The sequence below is a fragment of the Methylosinus sp. genome, from assembly GCF_036560965.1.
In the GTDB taxonomy this organism is placed as follows: Bacteria; Pseudomonadota; Alphaproteobacteria; order Rhizobiales; family Beijerinckiaceae; genus Methylosinus.
Genome location: NZ_DATBQF010000063.1, coordinates 1 through 17512, shown reverse-complemented (window position 1 = coordinate 17512; position 17512 = coordinate 1). Strand labels below are relative to the sequence as shown.

The following is a 17512-nucleotide window of genomic DNA, read 5'->3' as shown; positions in this document are numbered from 1 at the left end:
GCCTGACACGCCTCGCATTCGTGCTTATATAGATCGAATGCTTCCGTCGAAGCGTCCCGGGAACGCCCGCGGCCGAACTGGCGCCGATTTCTCTTGTACGAGCGTCTCTCGACCCCGAGCGGCGCGGCCCGAGCGCCGGACGCTGTCGAACGCGCTATAGCGAGGTACGATTATCATGACGATGACACAGCCGGGGGCCGAGGCGATTGTCGCCGCCCACGCCGCCACGTCCGCCGCCGCAAAATCCGAGGGCGCGCGCGACGGCGCCGCGAAAAGCGAGAGCGCGGCTGCGGGCGTCGTCCATTCGCGCCTCGCCAACGGCCTCGAGATCATCGTCATCGCCGACCGCCGCGCGCCGGTCGTCACCCATATGATCTGGTATCGCAACGGCTCCGCCGACGATCCGCTCGGCAAGTCGGGAATCGCGCATTTCCTCGAGCATCTGATGTTCAAGGGCACGCACGCCCATCCGCAGGGCGAGTTCTCCAATCTCGTCTCCGAGCTCGGCGGCCAGGAGAACGCCTTCACCAGCTATGACTACACGGCCTATTTCCAGCGCATCGGCAAGGAGCATCTCGGCACGCTGATGGAGTTCGAGGCCGACCGCATGACCAATCTCGTGCTCTCCGACGAGGTGGTGGGGCCGGAGCGCGAGGTGGTGCTCGAGGAGCGCCGCATGCGCACCGAGAACGACCCCTCCGCCCAGCTCGACGAGGCGGTGCAGGCGGCTTTGTTCCCGCACCATCCCTATGGCACGCCGATCATCGGCTGGGGCCATGAGATCGAGACGCTCGGCCGCGAGGACGCGCTTCATTATTATCACCGCTTCTACACGCCCGAGAACGCCATCCTCATCGTCGCCGGCGACGTCGATTTCGAGACGGTGCGCGAGCTCGCCGAGAAGAGCTACGGCCGCATCCCCGCGCGCGACGACGCGCCCAACCGCAAGCGCCCGCGCGAGCCGGAGCCGCGCGCTCATCGGCTGGTGACGCTCGCCGACGAGAAGGTCGAGCAGCCGACGCATGAGCGCGTCTTCCTCGTGCCCTCCTACACCACCGGCGCGCCCGGCGCGGCCGAGACGCTCGAGGTTCTCGCCCATGTGCTGGGCGGCGGTCCGTCCAGCGTGCTGTATGATTCGCTCGTCGTGGAGCAGAAGGTCGCGGTCAACGCCGGCGCCTATTACATGGGCTCGGCGCTGGACGACACGCGCTTCTGGGTCTTCGCCACGCCCGGCCCCGGCGTCTCGCTGGAGCAGCTCGACGCCGCGATCGACGCGGCGCTCGACAAATTCGCCGCTGCGGAGATCGCCGAGGCCGATCTGAAGCGCGCCAAGAACCGGCTCGTCGCCGATGCGGTCTATGCCCAGGACAGCCAGGTGTCGCTCGCCCGCTGGTATGGCGAGTCGCTCGCCACCGGCCTCGCGGTGGAGGACGTCGCCGCCTGGCCGGAGCGCATCGACGCGGTGAGCGCCGAAGACATCGCCGCCGCCGCCCGCAAATGGCTGCAAAAGCGCCGGGCCGTCACCGGCTTCCTCGAAGGCGAGGACGAAGCCGAGCTCGCCGCCTGACATCGGAGCGAATTTCAATGACAGCCCACGCCATCGCGCCTGCGCGCAGCCGCGCCGAGACCATTCAGCGCGTCGTCACGCCCGGCGGGATCGAAGCCTGGCTCGTCGAGAGCTACGCCGTTCCGCTCGTCGCTCTCGAATTCGCCATGCGCGGCGGTGCCGCCCAGGACCCGGCCGGCAAGGCCGGCCTCGCGACGCTGCTCGCCGGCTTGCTCGACGAGGGCGCCGGTCCCTATGACGCCCGCGCCTTCCACCTCGCCATCGAAGATCTGGCGATTCGCCTCGGCTTCGGCTGCGACCGCGACACGATCTCCGGCCATATGCAGACGCTCGCCCGCAACAGCGACGAGGCCTTCGAGCTGCTGCGCGTCGCGCTCTGCGAGCCGCGGCTCGAGCAGCAGGCGCTCGACCGCGTGCGCGGGCAGATCGTCGCCGGGCTGAAGCGCGACGCCAACGACCCGGACGCTATGGTCGCCAGGGCCTTCCGCGAGACCGCCTTTCCGAACCATCCCTATGGCCTGCCCGCCCGCGGCGATGCGGAGAGCCTCGGCGGCCTGACGCGCGACGATCTCCAGGCGCTGCGGACCCGCCTGCTGGCGCGCAGCGATCTCAAGATCGCCGTCGTCGGCGCGATCGACGCGACGACGCTCGCCGCCAAGCTCGACGCCACCTTCGGCGCGCTGCCGGCGCAGAGCCGGCTGACGCCCGTCGCCGAGATCGACATTCACGCGCTGGGCGAGCGCCGCATCATCGATCTCGACGTTCCGCAATCGGCGATCCGCTTCGGCCGCCCGGGAATGCAGCGCCACGATCCGGATTATTTCGGCGCGGTGGTGATCAACCATATTCTCGGCGGCGGCGTGTTCACCGCGCGGCTCTTCAACGAAGTGCGCGAGAAGCGCGGCCTCGCCTATTCGGTGTATTCGCATCTCAACGAATATGACAAATGCGCCATGCTGGTCGGCGGCGCGGCGACGAAGAACGAGCGCGCCCGCGAATCGCTGGAGGTGATCCAGCGCCAATTCGCCGATCTCGCCGATGAGGGCCCGAGCAAGGACGAGCTCGACAAGGGCAAGAAATATCTGATCGGCTCCTATGCGCTGCGCTTCGACACATCGACGAAGATCGCCGGGCAGCTGGTCAATCTCCAGCTCGACGGTTTCTCGCCGTCCTATCTCGACGAGCGCAATGGCCGGATCGACGCGGTGACGCTGGACGATGCGCGGCGCGTGGCCAAACGCCTGCTCGGCAATGGCGAGCTGCTGGTGTCGATCGCCGGACGGCCGCAGGGTCTGTGACCGGGCTTTGGTCCGATCCCTGCGCAAATTGCCGAAGAAGCGCGCCTGATCGACTTCCGGCTGATCGCCTCGCCCGGCGTTCGGCCGGAAACCGCATCAGAGGCGCGCGATAGACCGGAAGCGCGCAATCGGACCGGAAGCGCTATGAGCGCACGGCCGCCGCAGCGGGCGTAACCTGCGGTCTTTTTCTCTGAAATTCAGCGATCTTCTACAAAAGAATACGGGCGCCGCAACCTGCGGCGCCCGACGGATCGTCATGAAAAAGGGGTTCGGCAGACGCCGAACCCCTGCGCCGTTGCAAATTCCGTCGGGGAATAATTTATCCACTATCAATCGACTACGGTTAATCTTTAGCGCGCCCCGATCGTAAAGGAAACAACCTAATTCAGGTCTCGACTAGAAAGACGCCGCCTGTGGCTCGTAGGTAACACTAGTAATTATACTATGGGAGAAATACTTTTAGTGAAAGTGCTTGGTACTAATACTAGCCTACCACGCGAGCACATTTACTTTCATAGGCTTGAGCAAGGACGATGAAATGCTTGGGCATGGCCGTAGGTTGCGCCCCCGTTACCGATTCGCGAGCGGGCCGATAATTCTGCTCATTTTCCTGTGACACGCCAGCGATCGCGCCGCATAAGTCCCGCTATCCACAGGTCTCGACGACGAGAGGCAGCGCGAGCTTGAACGCCGCATGGCCGGAGTCGCCGATTTCGACGCCGATCTCGCCGCCGCTGGTGGATGTCGCGACAATCAGTCCCGGGCGGGACGAAGCGCTCGCCGCCTCGGCGGCGCTGCGTAGCAGATCGACCAGAGCCTGCTCGATCTGCGACCGATCGCCGATCACGAGATCGCGCTCCGCCGCCAAGCGCAGCTCGATGTGAACGGCCTCGCCGGCGCCGCGGCGCACGATCGCCCATGCGTCGTGGATCAGCTCGTGCAGCGCGATCTCATTCGTCTCGCTCACGAACAGCTCGCGCCATTCGACGACGAGCCGCGCCGCGCGATGCAATTGCGCGCCGGCGCGGTCCATCGCCGCCAGCTGGTCTTCCGAGCGCAGCCCGCCGCCCTGCGTCGCCTGACGGCGCGCGGCCTGAAGATAGGCGGTCGCCGCGGTGAGCGGCTGATTGATATCGTGAGCGAAACCGAGGGCCTCGCGTTCGAGCGCCCTCAGTCGCGTGACATGTCGACACCGTTCCGGCGATTCGGCGAGCCCCTGCGCGAAAGCGACGCCGCGCGCGCATTCCTCGTCGAGCGCGACGAAGAGGAGCCGCAGCCGCACGCGCCCGCCGTCCTTGCGCGTGAATTCCGTCTCGACGAAACCGGCGCCGCTCGCGCCGGGCGATCGGAGCCGCCCCGCCTCCCGCCAATCGATCCGACCGGCTTTGAGATCGTCGCGCCCATAACCGATCATTCCGAGAAATTCGTCATTGGCGTCGGTGACCGCGCCGCAGCAGCTCCAGCGGAAGGCGCCGACCAGCCCGCCCTCCCACAGCGCGCGCAAGCACGCTTCGTCGTCCACCGAGCCATCGATTTGCGTCTCGTCGCGCCACGCCGCGCGCAGCGCATCGACGACCGCGGCGGTCAGCACGGCCACAGCGAGCCCGACCGCGAGCCCGGCCCAAGCGGCGGCGTCGAATGGGAGGAAGAACAATCGCGCGAGCAATCCCGAGGCGAGCGCCGCCGAAACCACAGCGGCGAGGCCGCCGACCAGAGCGGCGCATTGCGCGGCGACGTAAAAGGACGCCGACGAGAATTGCTCTCCGAACGACGCCTCCAGCGCGAAACGCGCCAGCGCGCCGCAGGCCGCGAGCGTCACGCCGAATCCGATCGGTCTCCGCGAAGCGAAACCGCGCCATCGGATATAGAGAGCGGAAAAGCGCCGGAGCCCGGCGACGACGGTTGCGCTCATTCGGCGCGGCGCTCCTGCGACTCCACAAAAAAGCCTGCTGCTGGGCACAAGCAATTTCCGACAAACATCGAAAGCGACCGCGCAAGACTGGCCCATAAGATTTGTTTTGGCAATCCATCCTTCGCGGGCGCGCCGCCGGCCGATCTTCGAAACATCGACAGACCGCGCAAAAGACATGCGAAACGGGCGACTTGCGATCGCCACGTCGCCGATATTTCACGCGTGCTTTTCCTTATCATCCCGAGCGCTCTCAGTCGTCGAGGCTGCAATCCCCATCCGATTTGCAGGGCCCGAAGGTCGGCGCGCGCCAGACGCTGCGATGATGCAGGCGCACGCAATCGCCATCTTGCACGAGATTGAAAAATTTGTTCGATTCATCGCTCAAGGTCGATTTGGCGTCGGCGTCGCGCGATCGCGCGCAGCCGTGCGACGGGCTCCCGGGGATGCGCTCGACGGCGCCGGCCGTTCTGCCGCGCGAGCTGGCGGGCGCCGGGGCCGACGACGATATTGTCGACGCGAAACTCGGATTGCGGTCCGCCTGCGTCATCGTCTCCTTGTCGCATTTCCCGAAATAGGCGTGGCGGGCGTCGTCCCGTGAAAGGCGCCATAGCGGAGCCGCGCGCCGATGGCGTCGCGGCGAAGCGACCCTGCGCCCACGCGCCTCGAGCCGAGAATTGAACGTCGCCGCGCGGCGCTATTCGACCGCGACGGCGTCAGCGCGCCGGGACCCGTTGCTGCGGCGCGGCATGCGCGCCTTGCTCATCAGCAGATAGATCACCGGCGTCGTATAGAGCGTGAGAAGCTGACTGAGCAGCAGGCCGCCGACGATGGTGATGCCGAGCGGCCGGCGCAGATCCGTTCCGATGCCCGCGGCGAACGCCAGCGGCAAGGCGCCGAACATGGCCGCGAGAGTCGTCATCAGAATAGGGCGGAACCGCTCCTTGGCGGCGAGCAATGCGGCGTCGCGCGGCGTGAGGCCATCCTCGCGCTCGGCGATCAGCGCGAAATCGACGAGCATGATGCCGTTCTTCTTCACGATGCCGATCAGCAGCAATATGCCGATGAAGGCGATCATCGAAAACTCGATGGCGAACATCTGCAAGGACAGCAGCGCGCCGAGCCCGGCCGCCGGCAGAGTGGAAATGATCGTGACCGGATGCACGAGGCTCTCGTAGAGCACGCCGAGAATGATGTAGACCGCGAGCAGAGCGACGACGATCAAGATCGTCATGCTGCGCCCGACCCTGCGCGCGTCGCCGGCCTCGCCCGCGAGCTCGCCGCGCAGCCCGCTCGGCGGATTCATCTCGGCGAAGGCGCGCTCGACGGCATGGCTCGCCAGCTCGAGCGTCTCCTCCGGCGCGAGATTGAAGGTGATGGTGACGGCGGGCAGCGCGCCCTGATGATTGACCACCATCGGCAAGGTCGAGCGCTCGAAACGCGCGATGGCGCTCAACGGGACCTGTCCGCCCGAGGCGCTGGACACGTAGATTCCGGCGAGATCGCGCAAATCGCGCTGGCGTGTCGGCGGCGTCTCCAGCACGGCGCGATATTGATTGCGCTCGCCATAGATCACCGAATCCTGGCGCTGGCCGAAGGCGCCGTTGAGCGCCGCGTCCACGGCGGAAATGGGCACGCCCAAGCGCGAGGCGGCGTTGCGGTCGACGACCACTCTGGCGCCGAGGCCGCCCTGCTGGCGATCGCTCGTCACATCGACGATCTGCGGAACCTTGCGCATTCGCGCCAGCACCTTCGGCGCCCATTCGGTCAATTCCGCGACATCATCGTCGAGCAGAGTGAATTGATAGGCCGAGGCGCTCCAGCGCGCATGGAGGAACACGTCCTGCGACGGCGTCAGCATCACCTGCAGCCCCGCGACCTTGCCGAGCTCCTTGCGCAGCCGCGCGATCACCTGCTTGCTCGAAAGGCTGCGCTCCTCGCGCGGCTTCAACCTTATGTTGAAGCGCCCCTGATTGAGCGCCGCGGTGAGCGCGCCGCCGCCGACCGACGAGCCGACGCCGGCGACGTCCGGATCGACCGAGATGATCGCCTCCGCCTGCTTCTGCAACCGGATCATTTCCGCGAAGGAGACATCGGGCGCGGCTTCGGTCGATCCATTGACGAAGCCATTGTCGTCCTGCGGCAGATTGCCTTTCGGAAGCGCCTGATAGAGATAGGCGGTCCAGCCGATGGTTCCGACGATGACGACGAGCGTCAGCCGCGGATGATCGATGACGGGACGCAGGCTGCGCGCGTACCAATCGACGATTTTGCTCAACGCGCCCTCGACGATGCGATCGAAGCGGGAATTGTCGCGCTTCGTGGACGACGGCATCCAGGCGCAGACCATCGGCGTCACCGTGAGCGAGACGACCGTCGAGATGAGGATGGCGGAGGCGAGCGTGTAGGAGAATTCGCGCAGGAAGCGCCCCATCAGCCCGTCCATGAACAGCAGCGGAACGAAGACCGCGATGAGCGACAGCGAGATGGAGACCACGGTGAAGCCGATCTGCCGCGCGCCGATCAGCGCCGCCTCGAAGCGGCTCTTGCCGCGCGCGACCCAGCTCTCGATATTCTCGATCATGACGATGGCGTCGTCGACGACGAAGCCGACGGAAACGGTGAGCGCCATCAGCGAGAGATTGTCGATGGAATAGCCCGCGACCCACATGGCCGCGCAAGCGCCGATGAGCGACAGCGGCAGGGTGACGCCCGCCGCGATCATCGGCGTCGCCCGGCGCAGGAAGACGAACACAACGCCCATGACCATTGTGACGGACAGCAGCAGCGTGCGCTGAATCTCGCCGACGCTGGCGCGGATGGTCTGCGTGCGATCGGAGAGGAAGCCGATGTCGACGCCGGCGGGGACCCAGCGCTCCAGCTCCGGCAGCAGCGCCTTGACCTGCTCCACCACCTCATTGACATTGGCGTTGGGCTGGCGCGCGACATTGATGAGCACCGCCGGCCTTCCATTGTACCAGCCGGCGGCGAGGCGATTGCGCACGCCCCGGTCGACATCGGCGACATCGCCGAGCTTGACGATGACGCCCTTCTCCGCCGAGACGACGATTCCGCGAAAATCCTCCGGCGTCGCCAATTGATCATTGGTCTCGATCGTCCAGCTGCGCTCGTCACCGTCGAGCGAGCCGACGGCCGTGCGCACATTGGCCGTGGTGATCGCCGTCGCCACCTTGTCGATGCCGACGCCCATGACGGCGAGGCGCGCGGGATCGAGCTGTATGCGAATCGCCGGCTGCTCCGATCCGGCGATGCGCGCCTCGGCGACCCCGGGCACGCGCGCGATGCGCTGCGCGATGATGGAATCGGCGGCGTCGAAGATCACGCCGCTCGGCAGAGTCTGCGAGGTGAGCGCGAGGATCATCACCGGCTCCAGCGCATCGGTGGATTTGCGCAGAAAGGGGCGCTGCGGCATGTCGCTCGGCAGATCGGTCAGCGCGGCGTTGATCGCCGCCTGCACGTCGCGCGCCGCCGCATCCAGGCTGCGGCTCATGTCGAATTGAACCAATATGCGAGAGGTTCCCGTCCAGCTCGCCGAGGTGATCTCGGTGACGCCCGCTATGGCGCCGAGCTGTCGCTCCAGCGGCGCGGCGACCGAGGCCGCCATGGTCGCGGGATCGGCGCCCGGCCGGCTCGCCGAGACGCTGATCGAGGAATAGTCGAGCGAGGGCAGCGAGGCGACCGGAAGAAACAGATAGGCGACGCAGCCGACGACGAAGAGCGCCATGGCCAGCAGAGTCGTGCCGACGGGACGCCGAATGAAGGGTTCGGAAATATTCATTCCGCGGCCTCCCTGCGCAATGCGACGACGCGGTCGGCGTCGGGCGGCGGCGCGCCGCCGCCGAGGCGCGCGCGGAGCGTCTCCACGCCGAGATAGATCACCGGCGTCGTATAGAGCGTGAGCAGCTGCGAGAGCAGCAGCCCGCCGATGATGGCGACGCCGAGCGGAATGCGCAGCTCCGAGCCGGGCCCGTGCGAGAGGGCGAGCGGCAGCGCGCCGAGCAGAGCGGCGAGCGTGGTCATCATGATGGGCCGAAAGCGCAGCCGCGCGGCGGTGACGATGGCCTCGCGCGGCGAGAGCCCCTCGCGATCGAGCTCCAGCGCGAAATCGATCATCATGATCGCATTCTTCTTCACGATGCCCATCAGCAGCAGCACGCCGATGAGCGCGACGATCGACATGTCGAGCCGAAAGATCATCAGCGCCAGCAGCGCGCCGACGCCGGCTGACGGCAATGTGGTGAGCACGGTGAAGGGATGCGCGAAGCTCTCATAGAGCACGCCGAGCACCACATAGATGGTGAGCACGGCGGCGAGAATGAGCCAGGGCTCGCTCTCCAGCGATTTTTGGAACTCGGCCGCATCGGCCGAGAACACGCCGGTGACCGCGCCGGCGAGGCCGATCGCGCGCTCGGCGCGCGAGACCGCGTCCACAGCCTCGCCGAGCGAGACGCCGCTCGAAAGATCGAAGCTGATCGTCGCCGCCGGAAATTGATCGAGATGCGCGACGGAGAGCGGCGCGGTCGTCTCCTCGACGCGCACGAAGGTTCCGAGCGGCGTCTGCGGACCGCCGCCCGGCGCCGATACATAGAGCTTCTCGAGCGCGCGCGGCCCGCGCAGATATTGCGGCGCAGCCTCCAGCACGACGCGATATTGATTGGCCTGTCCATAGATCGTGGAAATCTGCCGCTGGCCGAAGGCGTCGTTGAGAATATCGTCGACATTCTGCGCGGAGATGCCGAGGCGGCCCATCTTCTCGCGATCGATATGCACGAAGGCGCGCAATCCGCCGTCCTGCGTTTCCGCGGCGACATTGCGCAGCGCCGGCTCGCCCCGCAGCTCGGCGAGCAGCTTCGCCGTGAAATCCGAGAGCTCGCGCCGATTGGCCGAGGTCAGCGTATATTGATATTGCGAGCGGCTGGCGCGCGTCGTGATCTGTATGTCCTGCACCGGCTGCGCATAGGCGGCGACGCCGGGAATATGGTCCAGCGCCGTCTTCAGCCGATCGGCGATCGCGTCCGCGGAGGCGGCGCGCTCGTCCCTGGGCTTCAACGTCGCGGTGAGCCGCCCGACATTGGCCGTGGCGTTGAGCGGCCCGACGCCGAGCACGGACACGACGCCGGTCACGTCAGGATCCTTGCGCGCGATCGTCGCCGCCTCGGCCTGCAGGCGCCGCATCACATCGAAGGAAGCGTCCGCCGGGCCCTCCACGACAATCGAGAGCAGGCTGGTGTCCTGACGCGGCAGGAAGCCCTTGGGCATGACGACATAGAGCGCGATGGTGACGGCGAGCGTCGCGCCGGTGAGAATCAAGATGAAGCGCTGGCGGCCCATCGCCCAATCGAGCGTGGTCTCATAGAGACGATCGAGCCACGCCGACAAGCCGCCGGAACGATGGTCGGCGCCGCCGCCGCGCAATAATCTGGCGCAGAGCATCGGCGTCAGCGTGAGCGAGATCACCGCCGAAGCGACGACCGCGATTGTGAGCGTGAGCGCGAATTCGCGGAACATGCGCCCGACGACGCCGGTCATGAACAGCAGCGGAATGAAGACGGCGATGAGCGAGACCGTGAGCGAGACGACGGTGAAGCCGATCTCGCGCGCGCCGTCGAGCGCAGCGCGCAGCGGAGTCTTGCCGCCCTCTATGCCGCGCACGATATTCTCGATCATCACGATGGCGTCGTCGACGATGAAGCCGGCGCCGATGGTGAGCGCCATCAGCGACAGATTGTCGAGCGAGAAGCCCGCCGCCCACATCACCGCGAAGGTGACGATGATCGACAGCGGCAGGCTGACGCCGGCGATGATCGTCGCCTGCGCGCTGCGCAGAAAAAGATACACGACGAGCACGACGAGCCCGGCGGCGAGCGCCAGAGTGAATTCCACATCGGCGATGGAGGCGCGGATCGTGTCGGTGCGGTCGGAGACGACATCGAGCGTCATGCCGGCCGGCAGCGCCCGGCGCAGAAAGGGAAGCTGCCGCTTCACCAGCTCCACCGTGTCGATGATATTGGCGCCGGGCTGGCGCACGACGTCGAGCACGACCGATTGCTCGCCGTCGAACCAGGCGCCGACGCGCGAATCCTCGAGCCCGTCGACGACATCGGCGACGTCGCCGAGCATCAAGGGCGCGCCATTGCGCCAGGCGATCACCAGCGTCTTATATTGCTCGGCCGCCAGAATCTGATCATTGACGTCGAGCGTATAGGACTGCCGCGCGCCGTCGAGCGCGCCCTTCGCGCCGGATATATTGGCGGAGGCCACCGCCTGGCGCAGATCCTCCATATTGAGATTATTAGCCGCGAGCCGCGCGAGATCGGCTCTCACGCGCACCGCCGGCCGCACGCCGCCCTCCACCGAGACGCGGCCGACGCCCGCCACCTGCGACATGCGCGGCGCGATCACCGTGTCGGCGAGATCGGAGAGATCGCGCAAGGTCGCGGTCGGCGAGCGCAGCGTGAGGGCCATCACCGGCGTGTCGGCCGGATTCACCTTGGCGTAGATCGGCGGATAGGGAAGATTGCGCGGCAGAGTCGAGGCGGCGGAATTGATCGCCTGCTGCACATCCTGGGCGGCCGCGTCTATGTCGCGATCGAGCGCGAATTGCAGCGTGATCTGCGAGAGGCCGAAGGAGCTCTGCGAGGACATGGAGGCGAGCGACGGAATCTGGCCGAACTGCCGCTCTAGCGAGGCCGTCACCAGCGCGGCGATCGTATCGGGATTGCCGCCCGGCAGGCGCGTCGTCACCTGAATCGTGGGAAAATCCATCTGCGGCAATGGCGACACGGGAAGCCGCAAAAAGCCGAGCGCCCCCGCGAGCAGAAGCGCGAAGGCGAGCAGCGAAGTGGCGACGGGCCGCTCGATGAAGGGCGCCGATATGTTCATTGCGCGCGGCTCATTTCTTTTCCCCTTCGGCGGCGCGCTTGCGGCGCTTCTCGCCGGCGCCCTCCTCGCGCGCCGGCGCCGCCTCGCTCTCCGCGACACGCACTTTGGAGCCGGCGGAAAGGCGCGAGAAGCCGGAGACGATCACCTGCTCATCGGCGCCGAGCTCGGAGGCCAGCACGGCGATGGTCTCGTCCTGGCGCCGCGTCACGACATCGCGCAGCGCCGCCGTCCCATCCGCGCGCAGCAGATAGATGAAAGCGCCGTTAGGCCCGCGCTGCACGGCCGGGCTCGGCACGGTGACGACATTCTGCAACGTGTCGACGGTGACGCGCACATTCACGAACTGCCCCGGCCACAGCGCGAGATCGGGATTTTGAAACAGCGCCTTCACGCGCACCGTGCCGGTCTGCGCGTCGATCTGATTGTCGATGACCGCGAGCTCGCCGGTCTCGATCACCGTCGAATTGTCGCTGGCGAGCGCGGCGACTTTCGCATGGCCCGCGGCCTGCGCCTTCTGCAGCTGCGCGAGCGATTGCTGCGGAACGGTGAACACCACCCACAACGGCTTCAGCTGCGTGACGACGACGATGCCGGTCTGATCGGAACCGTGCAGAATATTGCCGACATCCACGAGACGAATGCCGGTGCGCCCATCGATGGGCGAGCGGATCGTCGCATAATCGAGCGTCGTTGCGGCATTGTCGATCATCGCCTTGTCGGCGCGCAGCTGCGCCTCGAGCTGCGCGACCAGCGCCTGCTGCGTCGCCGCCTGCTGCTGCGAGCCGAAATTGGCGGCCGCGAGCTTGCGATAGCGCTGCGCATCGACGCGGGCGTTGGCGAGATTGGCTTCGTCCTGCGCCATTTTGGCGACGGCCTGATCATATTGCGCCCGATAGATCGCCGGCTCGATGCGCGCGAGCACGTCGCCGCGCTTCACCTCCTGCCCCTCGGCGAAGGCGAGATCGATCAGCCGTCCGTCCACCTGCGTGCGCGCAGTGACGGTGTTGAGCGCCTGCACCGTGCCGACCGCATCGAGCGTGACCGGCACATCGGCGAGCCGCACCGGCGCGACGGAAACCGTCACCGCCATTTGCTCGCGGCGCCTTTCGCCGGCGGCCCTGTCTCGCGCCGGCGCCGCCTCGCCCGGGCCGAAGACGCGCCAGGCCGCCGCGCCGCCGACGACGAGCGTCAGCAGCAGAACGCCCACCACGCGGCGACGGTCGGCGAAGACTCTCACGCCGAGAGCCGCGCGCCGCTGCGCGCTGTCCGCGCACGGCGACGCACGGTCTTTTCTCAGAACCAAACGCATATGCCCCCGCCCCCTGCGCGCCGCCTCGCCGCCGAGCGACGAAGCGGCGGCCTCGTCATTTCGCCGCCAGAACCTTCGGCCCGACGCGGAAGATGCGCTGCGGGACGCCGGAGGGCTTGCCGATGTCGTTCATATCCGGCGCGCTCTCCTTGAAGCGCAGGCCCGCGACCTCATAGAGCGGACCGCATTCTGGATCCGTGAGGCTGCTCATGCAGCCGGTGGCGCCGCCGGCGTCATGCGTGAGATCGACGCCGGAGAGCAGGGCGGCGAGATCGAGGATCACATGCTGCTTGACGGGATCGAATGTGTCGAGACGAACGGCGATGCGATTGGGCGCCGCGCAGCTCGCGATCTCGCCGGTCAGCGGATCGCCTTTGCAGCCGGTGGAGCCGAAATGCATCATCCAGGCGGAGACGGTGATGGTGCCGTCGACGTTGACGCGCGGCTGCTCCTTGGTCTCCTTCGGCGCCTCCAATTTGGCGATCGCCTCGAGACGCGCGGCCTCGGCGGCGCTCGGCGCGGGCGGCGCCTCCTTGGGCAGACGCGCCGACGGCGCCTTGCGCGTGACGCCGCCTTCCGGCTCCAGCTCCAGGGCGATGAATTTGCGACCGGCCTGCCAGCCCCAATTCATGCCCTGCACGTCGAGCGGCGCCGCGGCGGTGGCGAGATTGGAATGATTGAGCGCGACATCCTTGCCGTCTTCGTCCTTCCCGAGGCTCGGCACGCCGACCGTGAAGACGAGGCCCTTGTATTTGCCGGCCGGGGCGCTGCCCTTGATCACGTCATTGGTCGCCAGCGTGCCCTTGCAGCGGCCCTTTTGATTCTCGAAATCGATCAGCGCGACATAAGGATTCTGCCAATCATTGCTGTCGAGCGCGACCGGCGTCTCCTTGCCGTCCGCATCGACGAGCGCGAGATTGGAGACATAGAAGCGGGCGTCGCGCAATTGCGCCGAAACTTTCGTCGTTCCGAGGCCGGCGATGGGCTTGCCGCATTCGACCGGTGCGCCGCCCGCCTGAAAGGCGAAATGAATGGCGACCTCCTGCCGCGCGGCGGGCGACGCCGCCTGCGACGGAGCCGCGGCGAGAATCAAAGGCAATAGAGCTATGGTGCGATAGGCGCGCATGGGTTTCTCCTCTTTATAAAAGATGCTCGAGTCAGTTGGATTTTTCGACGCAGGCCATTGCGGGAATGGACGCGGCGGCGGCCGGTTTCGCAGGCGCGCGCGCCGCAGCGGAGGCGACGCGAGCCGAACGCTTCTTCCACCAGATATAGACGCCGGTGACGGACAGCATCACGATGCCGAGACCGAGCACGCAGACGAAGATGCGGAACCAGAGGCCGAACAGATTGGCGAGATGCATCTCGACGATCCATGTGGTGAAGGTGTTGCCCGAATGCTGTCCCGTCGGCACGCGCAGCGAGCGGAACGCGCCGGTCGCGGCGTCGAAGACGACGCTGGTGCGGCCGAATTTCGCGCCGACGTCGCGGCTGGAGCGCACCGCATATGTGTAGCTGTTCTGCGCCGCCTGATAGGTGAGGCGAAACGGCCGCTCCACCGTGAAGCCGGCGTCGCGCGCCTGCTCGGCCATGTGGCTCTCGCCTATGGCCTGCGCGCGCTCGAAGCTCATCGGCGCTTTTTCCGCGGCATGGGCCTTCGCGCCCATGGACTTGCCATGCGCCATCGTCGGCGGCGTGTCGAAATCGAAGACGGCGCGCATCACCGGATCATAGACGTTGCGCATGTTGAAATACACGCTCGACCAGCCGAACAGCAGCAGCACCGCGAACAGCCACAGGCCGAAGGCGCGATGCAGATCCAGATTGACGCGATAGAAGGAGCCGCGCAGCTTGACGAGCCAGGAGGGCTTCCAGCGCTCCAGCCAGCTCTTGCGATTCCCCTTGGCGATGGAGATCGGCAGAGTGAGATAGAGCCCGTTGAAGCAATCGATCGTCCAGACGACGGCGACGATGCCGAGAATCCATCCGCCCCATTCGCCCATGGCGAGACGGAAATGCAGACGATCGATAAAGGGCATCACGCCCGCGCCGCTGGTGATCGGCGGCTCCTTGTCGAGCCGCCCCAATTCGTCGCCGGTGACGGAATCGAGAAAGAGATAATCGAAGCCGAGCGGCGGCGGCTCGGGACGCGCGCCGAGCACATATTCGTCGCCGGCGACCGGATCGGCGTAGAGGACGCTATAGTCCGCAACGAGCGGCAGCGGCCGCGGCGTCATGGAAACGCGCGCGGTGCCCGGCTGCACATAGGAGACCTGCGTCGCCCGGCCTGCTGGCGCGAGCGTCTCCGCGCGTCGCGCCAGCGCGCCGAGCGCGAGCTCCTTGCCCTCGCGCGGACCAGGATAGATCTGCGGCGCGAGCAGCCGGTTGAGCTCCGGCATGAATGCCAGAAGACTGCCCGTCGCGCCGACGACGATCAGGAAGCCGGCCATGAGAAGGCCGGTCCAGCGGTGGAGAAACAACCAGAAATTTCTCATTGTCATCGCTCGTCTCCCTCGATTATCAGGGTCGATCGTTCTGTCGCGGCCGGTCACGGCCGATATTGCTCCTCGCGACGAAACAGCGGATCGGCGCCGAAGTCGTATTTCAGCTCGGCGAAGAAGGTGCGCTGCGGATAGGGCGCGAAGAGATAATTGCGATAATTGTTGATGTTGTTGACGCCGGCGACGGCGGTCCAATTGGGCGCGAATTTCCAGGTCCCACGCAGATCGAGCTGGATGTTGCGGCCATAGGCGCCGAAGGTCTCGGTGTTCCAATCGTAATTGTCGAGCTGGCCGTGCGAGGCGGATTTGTAGCGAAAGCCGGCGGACAGCGTCAGCTCCTTGGTCACGTGATAGGTCGCGACCCATTTGACCTTCCAGCGCGGCATTTGCAGCACGTCCTTGCCGACATAGCGCTGGTTCTTCGGGTTCGAGAGAATCTCGTCGGTCGTATAAGTGGCGTTGGCGTCGAGGTCGAAGCCGTCGAGGAGAATGTCTTTGAGGCCGATCGCGCCTTCGATTCCATTGTAGCGAATCTTGCCGACATTGGAGAAATTGGTGACATTGGGCACGGCGGTGATGTCGGTTTGCGACACGATGCCGTTCCAGCGATCCTCATGGAAGAAGGCGAGATGCGCATTATGCGCGCCGAACAGATATTCGGCGGCGAGCTCGTAGGAATCGGCCTGCTCGGGCTTCAGATCCGGGCTGCTGATGACGATGCCGCTCGGCGAGACGGTGCGCTGATAGAGCTCGGTGACTCCCGGAAAGCGCGTGACATTGCCATAGGAGCCGCGCAGCAGCAGATCGGGCGTCGCCTGAAAGGCCAGCGAGGCCTTCGGCATGAAGGCGGAGAGATTGCGCTCCGGCTGCCGCGCGCCCGTGCCGAGCGCATTCTCGTTGAAGCCGTCGAAAGCGCGCCACCACTCCTGGCGTCCGCCCAGAGTGATCGTCCATTGCGGCGCCAATTTCCACACGTCCTGGAGATAGACGGCGCGATTGGCGGTCTTGCCGTAGGAGCGCTGCGCCTGCTGAATGTAGGAGGACGACCAATAGGTCGGCGTGCTCTGCAAATGCAGCTTGAGCGCATATTCATCGAGATGGCTGCCGAAGGAGACTTCGTGCTTGCCGAGAAGGTCTTCCTCCGGGCGAAAGATGAAGCGCATGTCCATCACCTTCCAGCCCGTGCCGCTGTATTCGCGGGTCTGGCCGGAGGTGTCGACGCCATATTTCAGCGCCGAGACGCTGACGTCGCGCATCAGATCATAGGAGCTGCCGACCAGCTCCATGTCGAAGACGCCGCCGGTCTGCGTCTTGAACTCGGCGCCCTGCATCAGATGCAGGAACTGCGTGTTCGATGGATTCAATCCGGAGAGGGCGAAATTGACCCCGTTCATCGTGATCCGGCCATTGCTGGTGTTGTAGACGGGCATTCCGGTCGTCGCGTTTCGCAAATAGCTCTGCGGATCGATGTTCAGACCGAGCTGCATCAGCCCGATCGTGTAGGAGAGCCGCGCATCCTTGTTGAAATCATAGGCGACCTTGACCGTGCCGACATTCTCTTCCGTCGTCTGCAGACCGGCGGTGCCGAACACGCCGCGCGGCGCGCCTTGCCGATCGACGTCGAAATAGCCGCCGACGACCGGCGTTCCCGCCGCGCCGCCGGGGCTCGACGAGCTGACATAGGAGACCGGCTGCGAATGCGTCAGCAGATGATTGTAGGCCGCGCGCCAGGAGAGATCGCCGATGCGGTCGCCGACCGAGACGCCGCCGGTGAAGCCGGGATTGGTCTCATGCGTCGCATATTGATCGTCATAGGGCGCGAGAATGCCTTGCAGATTGGAGTGCAGCTCGAACTGCTCCGGCATCTTCGTCGTGTAGGTGATGACGCCGCCGATCGAATTGCCGGAGTAGAGCGCCGAATAGGGCCCGTACATGACGTCGATGCGCGACACCTCCTCGGGCACGATCATCGAATATTTGGGCGTATGCTCGCTGGTGCCGAACAGCGCCGAGATGAGCATCCCG

Annotated in this window: 10 protein-coding genes; 2 read left to right on the top strand and 8 right to left on the bottom strand. The window is 66.1% G+C overall.

All coding sequences use genetic code 11. The features are described from left to right. Positions 1-175: 175 nt before the first annotated feature. Complete coding sequence (locus tag VIF40_RS16895; protein WP_331938682.1) at positions 176-1567, top strand: pitrilysin family protein; 1392 nt, start codon at positions 176-178, stop codon at positions 1565-1567. 17 nt (positions 1568-1584) lie between these two features. After that, positions 1585-2865, top strand: coding sequence for a pitrilysin family protein (locus VIF40_RS16890; RefSeq protein ID WP_331938681.1), 1281 nt, complete (start codon positions 1585-1587; stop codon positions 2863-2865). 646 nt (positions 2866-3511) lie between these two features. On the opposite strand, the gene VIF40_RS16885 is transcribed toward VIF40_RS16890, so the two are convergent. From VIF40_RS16885 to VIF40_RS16850, 8 genes are all read right to left on the bottom strand, one after another. Continuing rightward, the gene (locus VIF40_RS16885; RefSeq protein WP_331938680.1) at positions 3512-4777 is read right to left on the bottom strand and encodes a hypothetical protein; all 1266 of its coding nucleotides are present in this window, start codon (positions 4775-4777) and stop codon (positions 3512-3514) included. A gap of 250 nt (positions 4778-5027) precedes the next feature. After that, positions 5028-5324, bottom strand: coding sequence for a hypothetical protein (locus VIF40_RS16880; protein WP_331938679.1), 297 nt, complete (start codon positions 5322-5324; stop codon positions 5028-5030). A 147-nt stretch (positions 5325-5471) separates the two neighbouring features. Further along, a complete protein-coding gene (locus VIF40_RS16875) occupies positions 5472-8573 on the bottom strand; it encodes an efflux RND transporter permease subunit (protein WP_331938678.1) in 3102 nt (1033 codons plus the stop codon). Beyond that, a complete protein-coding gene (locus VIF40_RS16870; RefSeq protein WP_331938677.1) occupies positions 8570-11677 on the bottom strand; it encodes an efflux RND transporter permease subunit in 3108 nt (1035 codons plus the stop codon). The genes VIF40_RS16875 and VIF40_RS16870 overlap by 4 nt, the downstream gene beginning before the upstream one ends. 10 nt (positions 11678-11687) lie before the next feature. Further along, positions 11688-12914, bottom strand: a complete 1227-nt coding sequence (locus VIF40_RS16865) for an efflux RND transporter periplasmic adaptor subunit (RefSeq protein WP_331938676.1) — start codon at positions 12912-12914, stop codon at positions 11688-11690. A gap of 127 nt (positions 12915-13041) precedes the next feature. Continuing rightward, on the bottom strand, positions 13042-14112 hold the full coding sequence (locus VIF40_RS16860) for an MbnP family copper-binding protein (protein ID WP_331938675.1): 1071 nt from the start codon (positions 14110-14112) through the stop codon (positions 13042-13044). A gap of 31 nt (positions 14113-14143) precedes the next feature. Then, positions 14144-15481 carry a PepSY-associated TM helix domain-containing protein gene (locus tag VIF40_RS16855; RefSeq protein ID WP_331938674.1) on the bottom strand — a complete coding sequence of 446 codons (1338 nt, stop codon included), beginning with the start codon at positions 15479-15481 and terminating at the stop codon, positions 14144-14146. Between the two features lie 53 nt (positions 15482-15534). Continuing rightward, positions 15535-17512, bottom strand: a 1978-nt coding sequence (locus tag VIF40_RS16850) for a TonB-dependent receptor (RefSeq protein ID WP_331938673.1), incomplete at its 5' end; no start/stop codon positions are given.

What these genes read in the sequence shown, in the direction of transcription:
- VIF40_RS16895 (WP_331938682.1), top strand. Translation starts at nt 176, where the DNA reads ATGACGATGACACAGCCGGGGGCCGAGGCGATTGTCGCCGCCCACGCC.
- VIF40_RS16890 (WP_331938681.1), top strand. Translation starts at nt 1,585, where the DNA reads ATGACAGCCCACGCCATCGCGCCTGCGCGCAGCCGCGCCGAGACCATT.
- VIF40_RS16885 (WP_331938680.1), bottom strand. Translation starts at nt 4,777, where the DNA reads ATGAGCGCAACCGTCGTCGCCGGGCTCCGGCGCTTTTCCGCTCTCTAT.
- VIF40_RS16880 (WP_331938679.1), bottom strand. Translation starts at nt 5,324, where the DNA reads ATGACGCAGGCGGACCGCAATCCGAGTTTCGCGTCGACAATATCGTCG.
- VIF40_RS16875 (WP_331938678.1), bottom strand. Translation starts at nt 8,573, where the DNA reads ATGAATATTTCCGAACCCTTCATTCGGCGTCCCGTCGGCACGACTCTG.
- VIF40_RS16870 (WP_331938677.1), bottom strand. Translation starts at nt 11,677, where the DNA reads ATGAACATATCGGCGCCCTTCATCGAGCGGCCCGTCGCCACTTCGCTG.
- VIF40_RS16860 (WP_331938675.1), bottom strand. Translation starts at nt 14,112, where the DNA reads ATGCGCGCCTATCGCACCATAGCTCTATTGCCTTTGATTCTCGCCGCG.
- VIF40_RS16855 (WP_331938674.1), bottom strand. Translation starts at nt 15,481, where the DNA reads ATGAGAAATTTCTGGTTGTTTCTCCACCGCTGGACCGGCCTTCTCATG.